The sequence below is a fragment of the Streptomyces sp. NBC_01017 genome, from assembly GCF_045162795.1.
GTDB lineage: Bacteria > Actinomycetota > Actinomycetes > Streptomycetales > Streptomycetaceae > Streptomyces > Streptomyces machairae.
In genome coordinates this window covers 3604876-3619293 of the sequence record NZ_CP108683.1, presented here as the reverse complement: position 1 = coordinate 3619293, position 14418 = coordinate 3604876, and the positions used below count along the sequence as shown (strand labels likewise).

Annotated in this window: 14 protein-coding genes; 11 read left to right on the top strand and 3 right to left on the bottom strand. The window is 70.7% G+C overall.

Annotated features, from left to right (window positions below):
- Positions 1-2 precede the first annotated feature (2 nt).
- Positions 3-2963 carry a tetratricopeptide repeat protein gene (locus tag OG331_RS16385; RefSeq protein ID WP_406196745.1) on the bottom strand — a complete coding sequence of 987 codons (2961 nt, stop codon included), beginning with the start codon at positions 2961-2963 and terminating at the stop codon, positions 3-5.
- Positions 2960-4798, bottom strand: a complete 1839-nt coding sequence (locus tag OG331_RS16380) for an HSP90 family protein (RefSeq protein ID WP_406196743.1) — start codon at positions 4796-4798, stop codon at positions 2960-2962. Before OG331_RS16380 ends, OG331_RS16385 begins: the two co-directional genes overlap by 4 nt.
- Positions 4799-4988: 190 nt before the next feature.
- Here OG331_RS16380 and recG point away from each other — a divergent pair, with 190 nt between their 5' ends.
- The 8 genes from recG (at position 4989) to mutM (ending at position 12279) form a co-directional block, all read left to right on the top strand.
- Complete coding sequence (recG, locus tag OG331_RS16375; RefSeq protein WP_406196741.1) at positions 4989-7196, top strand: ATP-dependent DNA helicase RecG; 2208 nt, start codon at positions 4989-4991, stop codon at positions 7194-7196.
- A 79-nt stretch (positions 7197-7275) separates the two neighbouring features.
- Complete coding sequence (rsmD, locus tag OG331_RS16370) at positions 7276-7863, top strand: 16S rRNA (guanine(966)-N(2))-methyltransferase RsmD (RefSeq protein WP_406196739.1); 588 nt, start codon at positions 7276-7278, stop codon at positions 7861-7863.
- Between the two features lie 26 nt (positions 7864-7889).
- Positions 7890-8369: a pantetheine-phosphate adenylyltransferase gene (gene coaD / locus OG331_RS16365; protein ID WP_406210064.1), complete on the top strand. Its 480-nt coding sequence runs from the start codon at positions 7890-7892 to the stop codon at positions 8367-8369.
- A 58-nt stretch (positions 8370-8427) separates the two neighbouring features.
- Positions 8428-9525 carry an ATP synthase F0 subunit B gene (locus tag OG331_RS16360; protein WP_406196736.1) on the top strand — a complete coding sequence of 366 codons (1098 nt, stop codon included), beginning with the start codon at positions 8428-8430 and terminating at the stop codon, positions 9523-9525.
- A 138-nt stretch (positions 9526-9663) separates the two neighbouring features.
- Complete coding sequence (locus tag OG331_RS16355) at positions 9664-10302, top strand: YceD family protein (protein ID WP_406196734.1); 639 nt, start codon at positions 9664-9666, stop codon at positions 10300-10302.
- 2 nt (positions 10303-10304) lie between these two features.
- A complete protein-coding gene (gene rpmF / locus OG331_RS16350; protein ID WP_015657589.1) occupies positions 10305-10478 on the top strand; it encodes a 50S ribosomal protein L32 in 174 nt (57 codons plus the stop codon).
- A gap of 7 nt (positions 10479-10485) precedes the next feature.
- Positions 10486-11319 (top strand): ribonuclease III, encoded by an 834-nt coding sequence (gene rnc, locus OG331_RS16345; RefSeq protein ID WP_406196731.1) that lies wholly within the window; start codon positions 10486-10488, stop codon positions 11317-11319.
- A gap of 99 nt (positions 11320-11418) precedes the next feature.
- A complete protein-coding gene (mutM, locus tag OG331_RS16340; RefSeq protein ID WP_365057861.1) occupies positions 11419-12279 on the top strand; it encodes a bifunctional DNA-formamidopyrimidine glycosylase/DNA-(apurinic or apyrimidinic site) lyase in 861 nt (286 codons plus the stop codon).
- Here mutM and OG331_RS16335 read toward each other — a convergent pair.
- Positions 12252-12653, bottom strand: a complete 402-nt coding sequence (locus tag OG331_RS16335; RefSeq protein WP_406196727.1) for a winged helix-turn-helix transcriptional regulator — start codon at positions 12651-12653, stop codon at positions 12252-12254. The two genes, mutM and OG331_RS16335, sit on opposite strands and share 28 nt — an antisense overlap.
- A 123-nt stretch (positions 12654-12776) precedes the next feature.
- Here OG331_RS16335 and OG331_RS16330 point away from each other — a divergent pair, with 123 nt between their 5' ends.
- From OG331_RS16330 to OG331_RS16320, 3 genes are all read left to right on the top strand, one after another.
- Positions 12777-13361 carry a flavodoxin family protein gene (locus OG331_RS16330; protein WP_406196725.1) on the top strand — a complete coding sequence of 195 codons (585 nt, stop codon included), beginning with the start codon at positions 12777-12779 and terminating at the stop codon, positions 13359-13361.
- Positions 13362-13476: 115 nt separating this feature from the next.
- Entirely contained in the window at positions 13477-13797 is a 321-nt protein-coding gene (locus OG331_RS16325) for a hypothetical protein (RefSeq protein WP_406196722.1), read from the top strand.
- A 266-nt stretch (positions 13798-14063) separates the two neighbouring features.
- The gene (locus tag OG331_RS16320) at positions 14064-14414 is read left to right on the top strand and encodes a hypothetical protein (protein WP_406210061.1); all 351 of its coding nucleotides are present in this window, start codon (positions 14064-14066) and stop codon (positions 14412-14414) included.
- Positions 14415-14418 lie beyond the last annotated feature (4 nt).

Below are 14418 nucleotides of genomic sequence, written 5' to 3'. Positions count from 1 at the left end.
AGCTACGCCTTCTCCCGCTCCGCGTCGGCCTGCTCCTGCACCACCTGCAGCATCTGCCCGGCCTCCGCCCGGCGCTCCTGCGCCGTCTCGTCGCCCTCGTCGTGGCCTTCGTACGCCACCAGCACCGCACGCGCGCGTGCCGCGGCCTCGGCCGGGCGGCTCAGGTCGGCCTCCAGCCAGCCCGCGGCGAGTTCGGCGCCGGTGCGGCTGTGCAGGGCGTCCTCGCCGAGGGAGGCGAACACCGCGACGGCCCGCGTCACTTGGGACAGGGCCTCCTCCAGCGCGGTCCGGATCGACTCGTCCTCGGCGTCCTCGGTGGCCGAACGGGCCAGCAGGTCACCGAACTGCCGGTGGGTGTGCCCGAGCTCGGCGACCAGGCGTTCGCGCGCCTCGTCGTCGCCGACCGCCTCCAGCGCCGCCCTGCACTCCTCGACAGCGCTCGCCATCAACTCGGACGTGCCCTCCACGTCCTCCACCCGCAGCGCCAGCCACGCGCGGGCACGCAGGGAGCGCACCAGGCCGTGCACGTTGCCGAGGGTGCGCCACAGCCCACCCGCGCGCGCGTACGCCTGGTCCGCCTCGGCGTGCAGGCCCGCGTGGCCGAGGGACTCGGCGGCGAGGTGGGCCAGCGTGGCGTGGTCGTGCTGCTCGGGCCAGTGCCGGGCGATCTCGGCCGCCTGCAACCGGCGTTCGGCTGCCTCGCGGTGCTCCCCGAGCTCGCTCTGGCAGTCGCCGAGCCACCACTGCGTCTGGACGACCGCGCCGTCGCCGTGCGTCTCGGCGCTCAGGTCGGGCAGCGCCGACTCCAGCACCTCGGCGGCCTCGGCGAACCGTCCCTGCCGCAGCAGGAATCCGCCCAGCTGCTGCCGCGCCCAGGCGCCCAGCGTGCGGCTCTCGCCCGCCTCGTCGGCCCAGTGCGCCGCCTGAAGGGCGTGTTCGGCGGCCTCCTCGGACAGCCCCCGGCCGCCGAGCACCTCGGCCAGCTGGAGGTGCAGCTGGGCACGCCCCGGCGCCTCCAGGTGCGGCCCGCCGTGCTCCAGGGCCGCCCGCAGCGCCCGCTCGGCCTCCGCGGTGTCGCCGAGATGGTGCGCGAGCCCGGCCAGCCGGGCCTCGTACTCCACCGCGAACCACGGCAGCCCCGCCCCGACGAACTCCGCCGAAGCCCGCGCGAACAGCTCCGCGGCCCCCTCCACGTCCCCGGTGAGCGCCGCCAGCTCCGCGAGCATCGCCTGCGCCTCCGCGGCCCGCGAGGCAAGCCGTACGTCGTCGCCGGCCCGCCCGTCGACGAGCGCGAGCACCTCACGGGCGGCGGTCTCGGCGTCGGTCAGCACGGCCTCCGGCACCGCGTCCTGCGTCTCGTGCACCCGCCGCATCAGAATCCGCGCCCGGCACATCAGCACGGCCGCCGTCTGACGCACGCCCGTGCCGTCCTCGGCGTACAGCGCGAGAACCCGGTCGTACAGGTCGGCGATCGCCGTGAGGGCCTGCGGGACCTCGCCGGTGAGAGCGGTTACGTACGCTCCACGCGCGCGTGCCGCCAGCGCCTCGCCGGGGTCGCCCGCCGCCGCGTACAGCTCGGCGGCCTCCTCGAAGAGGGGAACGCCCTCGGGGCCCAGGTCCATCGCCCGGTGGTCGGCGATCTCCGCGCGGTCGAGGGCGTGCAGCTCGACGCCCTCGGCGGCTCGGGAGACGGCGGCCCAGGCCTCGATGGCGTTGGGTTGCAGGGTGTCCGACAGCCGCCGTGCCTCGGCGAGCAGCGCGGGCAGGTCGGCCTCCGCGGCGGCCGTCGCGGAACCGTCGGGTGCGACGACCGCAGCCGGCGCGGGCATCGCCACCGCCTTGGGCCGGGCCGCCGTACGCACCCCCAGCGGCAGCCGCTCCACCAGTGGCCGCTGCCCCATGCGCGCGCGTGCCCGTTCGCTGACGTGCTCCGTGCAGTTGCGCCCGTCGAAGTCCGCCGCCAGCGCGAGGGCCTGCGCACGCGCGTGTGCGGCCAGTTCACCGGCGGTCCAGTCACGGCCCGCCGGCCCCGGGACCCGCTGTCCGCCCAGCCCCAGCTCGGTCAGGCGGTCCATCAGCAGCGCCACCACCGCCATGAACTCCAGCTTGCTGCGCGGATGCCCGGTGTCCGTGAAGTACGCCGGCCGCTCCGCGAGCAGCTCCAGGCCGCGCGCCTCGTTGCCGGTCAGCACGCAGAACTCGACGTGGTCCGCGTAGGCGCCGCGCATGCTCTCCATGGCACGTACGAGCCTGAAGCCCCGCAGATGGTTGGCGCGGGCCTCGTCCACGCGGCCCAGGCGCAGCAGCGGTGCCAGGGAGGACGCGAGGACCGTGTGCGGCTCGTGGGCGCAGGCGAACTCGCCCTCCAGGACCGGCGCCCACAGTTCGAGCGCCTCCGCGTCCCGGCCCCGCTCGGCCTGCCACCAGCCCTGCCCGTGCAGCTCGCACGCGTGGCAGTCGGCCATGGCGTCCCGGTCCGCGGCCAGCCACGCGCCGTACGCCCGCTCGGCCCGCGCCACGTCCCCGACATGTGCGGCCACGCTGAACTCCGCGCTGCGCACGGCCCGTTCGGAGTGCCCGGCCAGCCGGTAGCGGTGCTCCATCTCGCCGAGCCACTTCTCGATCGAGGCGAGCGGCACATGCGGCTGGTCGAGCATGCCGGACGACATCCACTTGAAGACCCAGTGCAACGAGTGCGTCTCGTACTCGTCGAAGTCCTCGGGGCGCTCGTCCCACATGCGCAGCAGACGCGCGAAGGGGACGAACATCTTGTCCTTCTCGGAGCTGTAGTTGTAGACCTTCAGCTGGTGTCCCAGCGCCTCGATCACGGCGAGCGGGACGCCCAGCTTCTCCGCCTCGGCGAGCAGCTGCTCCGCGCGCGCGTTGCGGGCGGGACCCTCCGGCTCCTCGGAGTTCTCCGCCATTGCCCGGCGCAGCGAGTCGAAGTCCGTGACATCGCTCATCGGCGGCCCTCCTCGCCGTTCGTGGCCCACTCCAGCAGGCCGATGAAGGCCCGGTTCAGCAGCGCCGAGTCCGCCGGCCTGAGCGGGCGCTGCGCCATCAGCAGGGCCTGCCCGTAGAGGGACTCGGTGGCGGTGCCGATCAGCTCGGGATCGCCCAGTGAACTGATCCGCCGGATCAGCGGGTTGAGGTGGTTGAGCACCAGACGCGCGCGTGGCGCGCTGCCGCGCAGCGAGCCCAGAATGCCCGCCCACAGGTCGTCGGCCTGCTCCTCGGCCTCCGCGCGCGCCTGCTCGTGCCGGGCCGCCCGGTCGTCGAGGTGCAGAGCGGGCACGGACAGCGGATGGAAGGCGCGCAGCACGACGTCACAGCCCAGCGGATCGAGCTTCGCCCGCGCGGCCGCAAGGAAGCCCGCCAGAGCCAGCTCCTCGGCCGGGTCGACCGAGTCCAGATGCGCGGTCACGGTGTCCGCGTCCAGCTCGGCGACGACCGTCCCCGGCCGCACCGACGGCAGCGCCTCGACCAGCTCGCTGTCGTACGTGTAACCGCCGTTGATCACGCCGACGCCCTGCGCGGACGCGATCGGCGCGACCTGCCGGTACTCCTCGACGGTCCGCGTGAAGTGCACCACCGGGTGCCGCTGCGCGAACTCCTCCAGGGACAGCCGCCCGTCGGTCGTCTCGAAGGGCAGCCACGGCAGCATCGTGCGCAGCATCTCCTTGTCGTGCCGCGCCAGGGACTTCACGCCCAGGTGGTGCACGGACAGAAACGCCGCCAGCCGTTCCGGATCACCGGCCGCCAGCCCCGTCAGCCAGGACCGAATCCTTTCGCCGAGCGCTTCCCGTACGCCCGCCAGCGTCTCGTCCTCGTACAGCGACTCCCGTGAGGCCGTCGGCCGCAGGCTGTCGGTGTCCAGGACACAGCGCACGAAGAACGCCCAGTCGGGCAGCAGCTGTTCGGCACGCTCGGTCAGCAGCATGCCCTTGAGGTGGACGCGATGACCGGCCCGCTGGGCGGGGCTGACCGCCGACGGAAGGACGTACGCCACGCCACGGATGCCCGCGAGCGGCACGTCCAGCTCGATCGAGTCCAGCGGTGTGAAGCCGAACAGGTCGTGACAGTGCCGGGCCAGGGCGACCCTGCGGTTGGCGGGGGAGGGGTACGGGCGGTCCCAGGGGGCGGGGAGGTCGGTGACCGCCTCGTCGCCGACCCGGACGTCGTACGGCAGCAGCGAGCCGAAGTCCCGCGCCAGCGCGAGAACCCGGTCCTGCGCCAGCCACTCCCCGGCCCCGGCCCGCGCCACCAGGTGCACGGTGGTGCCCGGTTCGGTGCGGGCGTCGTCCGGCAGCGTCCGCACGGTGTACGAACCGTCGTCCGTCGCCGTCCACTCCACGGGCGCCGCGTCCGGCGTACGGGCACTGCGGCTGACCACCCGGATCCGCTCGGCGACCACGAAACAGGCCAGCAGCCCGATGCCGAACTGGCCGAGGAAGTCGGACCGGGCCTCCTGAAGGCCCTCGGCACGCTTGGAGCTACGGCCGATGGTGGCGAGGAGGTTGTGCACGTCCGCCTCGGTCAGTCCGACCCCGGAGTCCTCGACCCGCAGGGCGCCCGACTCGGCGTACAGGCGGACCTTGGCGGGCGCGTCCGGCTCTTCGGCGCGTCTGGCGGTGATGGCGTCGACAGCGTTCTGCAGCAGCTCGCGAAGGTAGACCTTCGGGCTGGAGTACAGGTGGTGGGAGAGCAGGTCCACCAGACCACGCAGGTCGACCTGGAACGTATGAGGTGACTGGGACGGCTGAGGTGCCTGAGATGACTGTGAGGTCTGGGAGTCCATCGTCGCTGCGCCGGTGGGGGGACTTCGCGACGGCGCGGGGTCGGGCGGTCCCGGTGAGGCGGTAACCGCGAAAGGATGGCCGGAGCGCGCCATCCTAGAGCCGAAACGAACCGTCTGACCAGGGGTTTCCGGGACGTTTACCCGGACTGCCGCCCTGACCTCTACGGCATTGTCAGTGCCGTGGTGTGGAATGGATCTCGTGCCCGCACTGGAAGAACCACTGAAAAAGGTGCTCGGCCCTCCCACCGCGAAGGTGATGGCCGAGCACCTCGGCCTGCACACCGTCGGCGACCTGCTGCACCACTACCCGCGCAGATACGAGGAGCGCGGCCAGCTCACCCACCTCGCCGACCTCCCCATGGACGAGCACGTCACGGTGGTCGCGATGGTCGCCGACGCGCGCCTGCACACCTTCGCCTCCAGCAAGGCCCCGCGCGGCAAGGGCCAGCGCCTGGAAGTCACGATCACCGACGGCAGCGGCCGGCTCCAACTGGTCTTCTTCGGCAACGGCGTTCACAAGCCCCACAAGGAGCTCCTGCCGGGCACCCGCGCGATGTTCGCGGGCAAGGTCTCCGTCTTCAACCGCCGCCTCCAACTGGCACACCCGGCGTACGAGTTGCTGCGCGGTGACTCGGAGGAAACGGTCGAGACATGGGCCGGCGCCCTCATCCCGATCTACCCCGCCACCGCCAAGCTGGAGTCCTGGAAGATCGGCAAGGCCATCCAGACGGTCCTGCCCAGCGCCCAGGAGGCGCTCGACCCCGTCCCGCCCGCTCTGCGCGAAGGCCGCGGCCTGGTTCCCCTGCCCGAGGCACTGCTCAAGATCCACCGCCCCCACACCAAGGCGGACATCGAGGACGCCCGCTCCCGCCTGAAGTGGGACGAGGCGTTCGTCCTCCAGGTGGCCCTGGCCCGCCGCCGCCACGCGGACGCCCAACTCCCGGCGGTCGCCCGCAAACCCAAGCCCGACGGCCTCCTGACCGCCTTCGACGACCGGCTTCCCTTCACCCTCACGGAGGGCCAGCAGAAGGTCTCGAAGGAGATCTTCGACGACCTGGCGACCGAGCACCCGATGCACCGGTTGCTCCAGGGAGAAGTCGGATCGGGGAAGACGATGGTGGCGTTGCGCGCCATGCTCGCCGTCGTCGACGCGGGCGGGCAGGCCGCCATGCTCGCGCCCACCGAGGTCCTCGCCCAACAGCATCACCGGTCGATCGTCGAGATGATGGGTGAGCTCGCCGAGGGCGGCATGCTGGGCGGGGCGGAGCAGGCCACGAAGGTGGTCGTGCTGACCGGGTCCATGGGGGCTGCCGCCCGCCGGCAGGCGCTGCTCGATCTCGTCACCGGTGAGGCCGGGATCGTGATCGGCACGCACGCGCTGATCGAGGACAAGGTGCAGTTCCACGACCTCGGCCTGGTCGTCGTGGACGAACAGCACCGGTTCGGCGTGGAGCAGCGCGACGCCCTGCGCGGCAAGGGCAAGCAGCCGCCCCACCTCCTGGTCATGACGGCGACCCCCATCCCGCGCACGGTCGCCATGACCGTCTTCGGCGACCTGGAGACCTCCGTCCTCGACCAGCTCCCGGCCGGCCGCTCACCGATCGCCAGCCATGTCGTCCCGGCCGCCGACAAGCCCCACTTCCTGGCCCGCGCCTGGGAACGCGTGCGCGAGGAGGTGGACAACGGCCATCAGGCGTACGTCGTCTGCCCCCGGATCGGGGACGAGGAGGACGACCCGAAGAAGGCCGGCAAGAAGAAGTCCCCGGAGGACGAGGCGGAGAAGCGCCCACCGCTCGCCGTCCTGGACGTGGCGGACCAGCTCGCCAAGGGGCCTCTACAAGGCCTCAAGGTCGAGGTCCTGCACGGCCGTATGCACCCCGACGACAAGGACGCGGTCATGCGCCGCTTCGCCGCGGGGGAGACGGACGTCCTGGTCGCCACGACGGTCATCGAGGTCGGCGTGAACGTCCCCAACGCCACCGCGATGGTGATCATGGACGCCGACCGCTTCGGCGTCTCCCAGCTCCACCAGCTGCGCGGCCGGGTCGGCCGTGGCTCGGCACCCGGCCTGTGCCTCCTGGTCACGGAGATGCCGGAGGCCAGCGCGGCCCGCCAGCGCCTCAACTCCGTCGCCTCCACCCTCGACGGCTTCGAACTCTCCCGCATCGACCTGGAGCAGCGCCGCGAGGGCGATGTCCTGGGCCAGGCCCAGTCCGGGGCCCGTTCCTCGCTGCGAGTCCTGGCCGTCATCGAGGACGAGGAGATCATCGCCGAGGCGCGGGAGGAGGCGGCGGCGCTGGTGGCGGCGGATCCGGAGCTGGAGCACCTCCCGGGCCTGCGCACAGCCTTGGACGCCCTCTTGGACGAGGAGAGGGAACAGTACTTGGAAAAGGGGTGAGGGATGCCGACCCAGGGGCGCGGGGAACTGCGCGACCAGCCACACTGAACCTAAAGCCGCTCACACCCAAGGACCAAAGATGACCCGCGTGATCGCCGGCGCAGCCGGCGGACGTCGTCTAGCCGTGCCGCCAGGCACGGGAACCCGGCCAACATCAGACCGCGCACGCGAAGGTCTCTTCTCCACCTGGCAGTCCCTCCTCGGCGGCCCCCTGCAAGGCGAACGCGTCCTCGACCTCTACGCCGGTTCGGGCGCCGTCGGCCTGGAGGCACTCTCCCGCGGCGCCGGCCACACCCTCCTGGTCGAGGCCGACGCCCGAGCCGCCAGGGTCGTCCGCGAGAACGTGAAGAATCTCGGCCTCCCCGGCGCCGAGGTGAGGTCCGGCAAAGCCGAACAGATCATCCAGACCCCGGCACCGACCGAGCCGTACGACCTCGTCTTCCTCGATCCCCCGTACGCCGTCTCGGACGACGATCTTCGAGAGATTCTCCTCACACTCCGCTCAGGGGGCTGGCTCGCGGCCGAAGCGCTCGTCACCGTGGAGCGCAGCACCAGAGGCGGAGAGTTCCGGTGGCCGGACGGTTTCGAAGGGATCCGGGCCCGTCGTTACGGCGAGGGAACGTTTTGGTACGGTCGCGCCGCCTCCACGTGCGAAGACGCACGATGACCGGACCCGAGAGCGAGGGATCACAAGTGCGCCGAGCCGTATGTCCCGGGTCGTTCGACCCGATCACCAACGGACACCTCGACATCATTTCCCGCGCCTCAAGGCTGTACGACGAGGTCTACGTCGCCGTCATGATCAACAAGGCCAAGAAGGGCCTGCTCGAAGTGGACGATCGGCTCGACCTGATCCGCCAGGTCACGGCCGAGTACGGCAACGTCCGCGTCGAGGCCTTCCACGGCCTCCTCGTCGACTTCTGCAAGCAGCGCGACATCCCGGCCATCGTCAAGGGCCTGCGTGCCGTCAGTGACTTCGACTACGAGCTGCAGATGGCCCAGATGAACATCGGCCTGTCGGGCGTCGAGACGCTCTTCGTCCCGACGAACCCCACCTACAGCTTCCTGTCCTCCTCCCTGGTCAAGGAGGTGGCGACCTGGGGCGGCGACGTGTCCCACCTCGTGCCGCCGGTGGTCTTGGACGCCCTCAACGAGCGCCTGCGCAAGGACTGATGGGGCTACAGTCGTCCCGTCCGTCTCCATCACAGCAGTAGAGAGTGGCGAGCACACGGTGGACGTGCAGAAGAAGCTCGACGAGATCGTCGCCTCGGTCTCAGGTGCCCGGTCGATGCCCATGTCGGCCTCGTGCGTGGTCAACCGCGCCGATCTGCTCTCGATGCTGGAAGAGGTCCGTGCGGCCCTGCCCGGCTCCCTCGCCCAGGCCCAGGAGCTGATCGGCGGCCGTGAGCAGATGGTCGAGCAGGCCCGCCAGGAGGCCGACCGGATCATCCAGGGCGCGCACGCCGAGCGCGGTTCGCTGATCTCCGACACCGAGGTCGCCCGCCGCTCCCAGGCCGAGGCCGACCGCATCCTCGCCGAGGCCCGCAAGGAGGCCGAGGACATCCGCGCGGAGGCCGACGACTACGTCGACTCCAAGCTCGCCAACTTCGAGGTCGTCCTCACCAAGACCCTCGGCTCCGTCGGCCGCGGCCGCGAGAAGCTCCTCGGCACCGGACCGGGCACCGACGAGCACGGCTACGAGGACGAGGACGCCCCCGAGCGCAGCCACGACCCGGAGACCCTGCGCCGCAACGCCGACGGCTACGTCGACATCAAGCTCGGCGCCTTCGAGGCGGTCCTGGCCAAGACCCTGGAGGCGGTCGGCCGCGGCCGGCAGAAGCTGCACGGCCGTATCGCCAGCGACGACCTCGGCGCCCTCTCCGACGACACCGGCACCGTCCAGCACTCCAGCGACGCCGACTATCTCGCCGACCTCGCCGCGCTCGCGGAGCAGGACGCCGCGGCGGCCCAGGCGGCGCCGGCCGAGCAGCCCGCCGTACCGGCGCAGCACCAGTACGACCAGCAGGCCGTACAGCCGGCCTACGGCTACCAGCAGCAGACCGCGGACCCGTATGCCGGCTATCAGCAGCAGTACGCGGGCCAGCAGGATCCTTACGGCTACCAGCAGGCCGACCCCTACGCCTACCAGGGCTACGACCCTCAGCAGGGCGCCTACGACCCGCACCAGGCTCAGCACGCCCAGCACCAGATCCCGCAGCAGGCCGCACAGGACGGTCAGGGCTACGCCCTCGACGAGACCAGTCTCTTCGACACGAGCATGATCAGCGCGGAGCAGTTGCGGGCCTACGAGCAGGGGCGCGGCCAGTAAGCAGCCACCGGATTGGGCCATGAGCGAAAGGTCCAGTATCCTGGCTCTTCGGTCGCGTGTACGTCCGCGATCAAACCTGCCCCGGAACATCCAAGGGCAGTGACCCCCTGAGCTCAGCAGATCGAAAGCAGGAATGGCGTGACAGCCCGCCTCGACCACCGCAACCCTCTCGTGTTCGACACGCACGAGCTGGGTCGGCGGCCCGGTGCGCTGCAGCGCCTGACCCGTTCGGTCGACGCCCCCAAGGATCTCGGAATCCAGGGGGTCATCGGAGTGCCGGAAGGCGCCCCGATGGAGCTCGAACTCCGACTCGAGTCGGTCATGGAAGGGGTGCTTGTCACAGGCACCGGCCGTGCACAGGCCGAGGGGGAGTGCGTAAGGTGTCTGGAGCCGCTTCAGCTCGACGTCGAAGCGGAATTCCAGGAGATGTTCTCGTACCCTGACGCCGATGACCGGGGCCGCCACAGCGCGGAACCCGGCGACGACGCCGAGGACGACGAGGACAGGCTCTTTCTCGAGGACGGCTTGTTCGACCTCGAACCAGTGCTGCGTGATGCGGTGGTGCTCGCACTGCCGATGCAGCCGGTGTGCCAGGACGACTGCCCTGGACTGTGCGCCCAGTGCGGAGCACGTCTCGCAGACGACCCGGACCACCACCATGACGCCGTCGACATCCGTTGGGCGGCACTGCAGGGACTCGCCGAGACCATGACGGACGGCGAGAAGGACGAGATGAGCGGCGCCGAAGCGGGCGTCGACGAGAAGCAGGAGAAGTAGCCGTGGCTGTTCCGAAGCGGAAGATGTCGCGCAGCAACACGCGCCACCGCCGGTCGCAGTGGAAGGCTGCGGTCACCCCCCTGGTTGCGTGCGAGCGCTGCCACGAGCCCAAGCAGCAGCACATTGCGTGCCCGTCTTGCGGCACCTACAACAAGCGCCAGGTCCTCGAGGTCTGAGCGGCTGGTGAGAGGCACTGTGTCCACTGCCAAGAAGGCGGAAGACGCCAAGGCGGACCCACACGCCCGTAAGAAGGCGGACAACCAGGCCTCGTCCCACACGCTGTTGGAAGGGCGGCTCGGGTACAAGCTCGAGTCCGCCCTTCTGGTGCGTGCGCTGACCCACCGTTCGTACGCGTACGAGAACGGCGGCCTGCCCACCAACGAGCGCCTGGAGTTCCTCGGGGACTCCGTTCTCGGCCTCGTTGTCACGGACACGCTGTACCGCACCCACCCCGACCTGCCTGAAGGCCAACTGGCCAAGCTGCGGGCCGCGGTGGTCAACTCTCGTGCGCTGGCGGAGGTCAGCCGCGGGCTCGACCTGGGCTCCTTCATCCGGCTCGGCCGCGGTGAAGAGGGCACGGGCGGCCGGGACAAGGCATCCATCCTTGCCGACACCCTGGAAGCGGTGATCGGCGCGGTCTATCTCGACCAGGGCCTGGACTCGGCGGCGGAGCTGGTGCACCGCCTGTTCGACCCCCTGATCGAGAAGTCCTCGAACCTCGGAGCCGGCCTGGACTGGAAGACCAGTCTCCAGGAGCTCACCGCGACCGAAGGGCTCGGCGTACCCGAGTACCTGGTCACGGAGACCGGCCCCGACCACGAGAAGACCTTCACTGCTGCCGCCCGCGTCGGAGGCGTCTCGTACGGCACCGGCACCGGCCGCAGCAAGAAGGAGGCGGAGCAGCAGGCCGCAGAATCCGCATGGCGGGCCATCAGGGCCGCCGCGGACGAGCGCGCCCGCAAGTCGGCGGCTGATGCCGCCGAGCCCGACGCAGATGCGTCGTCGGCCTCCGCCTGACCGAACAGCGCGATCCGAGCGCCCGTACCCCGCCGTGGGGCGGGCGCTCGGTCCATTGAGCGGCCCTGCCGGGCCGCGCAGGTGTTACGGGGGAACCCCATGCCCGAGTTGCCCGAGGTCGAGGTCGTACGACGCGGACTGGAGCGGTGGGTCGCCCACCGCACGGTCGCCGATGCCGAGGTGCTGCATCCGCGTGCCGTACGCCGGCACATCGCGGGCGGTGACGACTTCGCGCACCGCCTCAAGGGCCACCGCATCGGCACGCCGAGCCGCCGCGGCAAGTATCTGTGGCTGCCCCTGGAGGACACGCACCAGTCGGTCCTGGCCCACCTCGGCATGAGCGGCCAGCTGCTGGTCCAGCCGAGCACCGCGCCCGACGAGAAGCACCTCAGGATCCGGGTGCGGTTCGCGGACGCCGTCGACACCGAGCTGCGCTTCGTCGACCAACGCACCTTCGGCGGACTGTCGTTGCACGACAACACCCCCGACGGGCTGCCCGATGTCATCGCGCACATCGCCCGCGACCCCCTCGACCCGCTCTTCGACGACGAGGCCTTCCATCAGGCCCTGCGCCGCAAGCGCTCGACCATCAAACGGGCCCTGCTCGACCAGTCGTTGATCAGCGGGGTCGGCAACATCTACGCGGACGAGGCCCTTTGGCGCGCTCGCCTCCACTACGACCGCCCGACCGCGACCTTCACGCGCCCGCGCAGCCTCGAACTCCTGGGCCACGTAAGGGACGTCATGAACGCCGCCCTCGCCGTCGGCGGCACGAGCTTCGACAGCCTCTACGTCAACGTCAACGGCGAGTCGGGCTACTTCGACCGGTCGCTCGATGCGTACGGCCGTGAAGGGCTGCCGTGCAAGAGGTGCGGTACGCCGATGCGCAGACGGGCCTGGATGAACCGGTCCAGCTACTTCTGCCCGAAGTGTCAGAGGGCGCCGCGCGTCTCGTCGTAACGCACGCGTGCTTCGAGCACGTCGTCCATCTGCCCCTCCACGAAGTGGATGAGGTTCAGCAGCCGCTCCGCCACGCCGCGCCCCAGGGGCGTCAGTTCGTAGTCGACCCGCGGTGGGTTCGTCGGCTGGGCATCGCGGCGCACCAGGCCGTCCCGCTCCAGGGCGTGCAGCGTCTGGGACAGCATCTTCTCGCTGACGCCGTCGACGCGGCGGCGCAGCTCGTTGAAGCGCAGCGAGCCCTCGTACAGGGCGCCGAGGGTGAGTCCGCCCCAGCGGCCCGTGACGTGCTCCAGCGTGCCGCGCGAGGGGCAGGCCTTGGCGAACGCGTTGTACGGGAGGTCCTGCGCCTCCGTGCGCTCCTGCGTGGTGTCCATATCTGAAGCGTACTCGAACGCAGCGCTAACCGGCAGGTTGCACTAACTAGAAGTTAGTGCTTTTCTTTCGTCATTGCCGACGAGCTGCCTCTCGCTGGGCTGCCTACGTTCAGGAGTACCCAAGTGACCACCCCCGTCGTCTCCATCGCCTACCACTCTGGCTACGGCCACACCGCCGTCATCGCCGAGGCCGTCCGCTCCGGTGCCGTCGAGGCCGGTGCCGAGGTGCATCTGATCAAGGTGGACGAGATCACCGAGGAGCAGTGGGCGACCCTCGACGCCTCGGACGCGATCGTGTTCGGTTCGCCCACCTACATGGGCACCGCCTCCGGCGCCTTCCACGTCTTCGCCGAGGCCACCTCGAAGCGCTGGGCCGACCAGGCCTGGACGGACAAGCTGGCCGCCGGCTTCACCAACTCCGCCTCCAAGAGCGGCGACAAGCTGCACACCCTGCAGTTCTTCCAGATCCTTGCCGCCCAGCTCGGCATGCACTGGATCAACCTCGGCCTGCTCCCCGGCTGGAACAGCAGCGCCGGCTCCGAGAACGACCTCAACCGCCTCGGCGTCTTCACGGGCGCCGCCGCCCAGACCAACGCCGACCAGGGGCCGGAGGCCGTCCACAAGGCCGACGTGGCCACGGCCGAGCACCTCGGGCGCCGGGTGACGGAGACGGCGAAGGCGTTCGCGCGGGGCCGCGTGGCCGCCTGAGCGCGACGCCGTAATTGAGGCGCACGAGGCGCCGCCCCCGCTGTAACCTGCCCACCGAGCCGGCCGCGGGGGACGGCGCCTTGGGGGAAATGTGCGGGACAGCCCGTTCTGTCGGGTGCGCAGGGACGGATACGAGATCTGCTTCGTAGTGGGAGTGGGGGAAGAGCTCGACGAGGTCTGCGACGTCGACATGTGGGTGACGTTCGCCGATGGGCAGCGCTGGTCCGGAACCGTCTTCACCGTCGACGAGGCACGCCGCCTGATGGACCGCTGGAGCGACACCGGGGAGTGCCTCGACGGCCGGTACTTCTACGGCTGGGACAACCTGATCGTCCGGGACCCCGGCATCCCCGCGATGGCCGACGTCATCGACCACCTCGTCGTCACCGGCGACTACAGGTCGGCCCTGCGGCCCCTGGGGCTTGCCGAGGACTGAATCGGCAGCCCGGGCCGTCCAGGGGCCGTCGGAGGGTGCCCCACGACAACGCGGGAGCGCCTCGGGGTCGGAATGCCGACGGAGTGCCGTCGTGCCACGCTGAGATGAGGGATCGAGTCAGTCCAGGAAGCTCGGCTGACCGGATGGCTCCGCGACCCGAGGAGGCCGACATGGCCCGTGACGCCCCCCAACCCGAATGGGCCAACGCCGACCCGCGCCCATGGCATGGGCCCACATCCGGTACCACCGTCCTCGCGGCAGCGCTGATGATCTTCGGCGGAGCAATGGCGATCTTCGAGGGAATCGCGGCCATTGCCGAGGACGACCTGTTCCTCGCGACACGGCACTACGTGTTCGAGTTCAGCCTGACGGGCTGGGGCTGGGTCCACCTGATTGTGGGAATCGCCCTCGTCATTGCAGGCTGCGCCGTACTCAGCGGAGCGCTGTGGGCACGCTTCTTCGGCGTCCTCGTGGCCGGGCTGGGCGCGCTCGCCAACTTCCTGTGGGTGCCGTACTACCCCCTATGGGCCCTGGCGCTGGTCGCGATCAACATCTTCATCGTCTGGGCCCTGTGCGCGGGTATGCACAGGGAGGCCAACGACGGCCGGACGGCCTGACCCG

Bases quoted from the DNA above. Each gene is read 5' to 3' on its own strand.
- OG331_RS16385 (WP_406196745.1), bottom strand. From the start codon at position 2,963: ATGAGCGATGTCACGGACTTCGACTCGCTGCGCCGGGCAATGGCGGAG.
- OG331_RS16320 (WP_406210061.1), top strand. From the start codon at position 14,064: ATGATCTTCGGCGGAGCAATGGCGATCTTCGAGGGAATCGCGGCCATT.
- mutM (WP_365057861.1), top strand. From the start codon at position 11,419: ATGCCCGAGTTGCCCGAGGTCGAGGTCGTACGACGCGGACTGGAGCGG.
- OG331_RS16335 (WP_406196727.1), bottom strand. From the start codon at position 12,653: ATGGACACCACGCAGGAGCGCACGGAGGCGCAGGACCTCCCGTACAAC.
- recG (WP_406196741.1), top strand. From the start codon at position 4,989: ATGGATCTCGTGCCCGCACTGGAAGAACCACTGAAAAAGGTGCTCGGC.
- OG331_RS16380 (WP_406196743.1), bottom strand. From the start codon at position 4,798: ATGGACTCCCAGACCTCACAGTCATCTCAGGCACCTCAGCCGTCCCAG.
- rsmD (WP_406196739.1), top strand. From the start codon at position 7,276: ATGACCCGCGTGATCGCCGGCGCAGCCGGCGGACGTCGTCTAGCCGTG.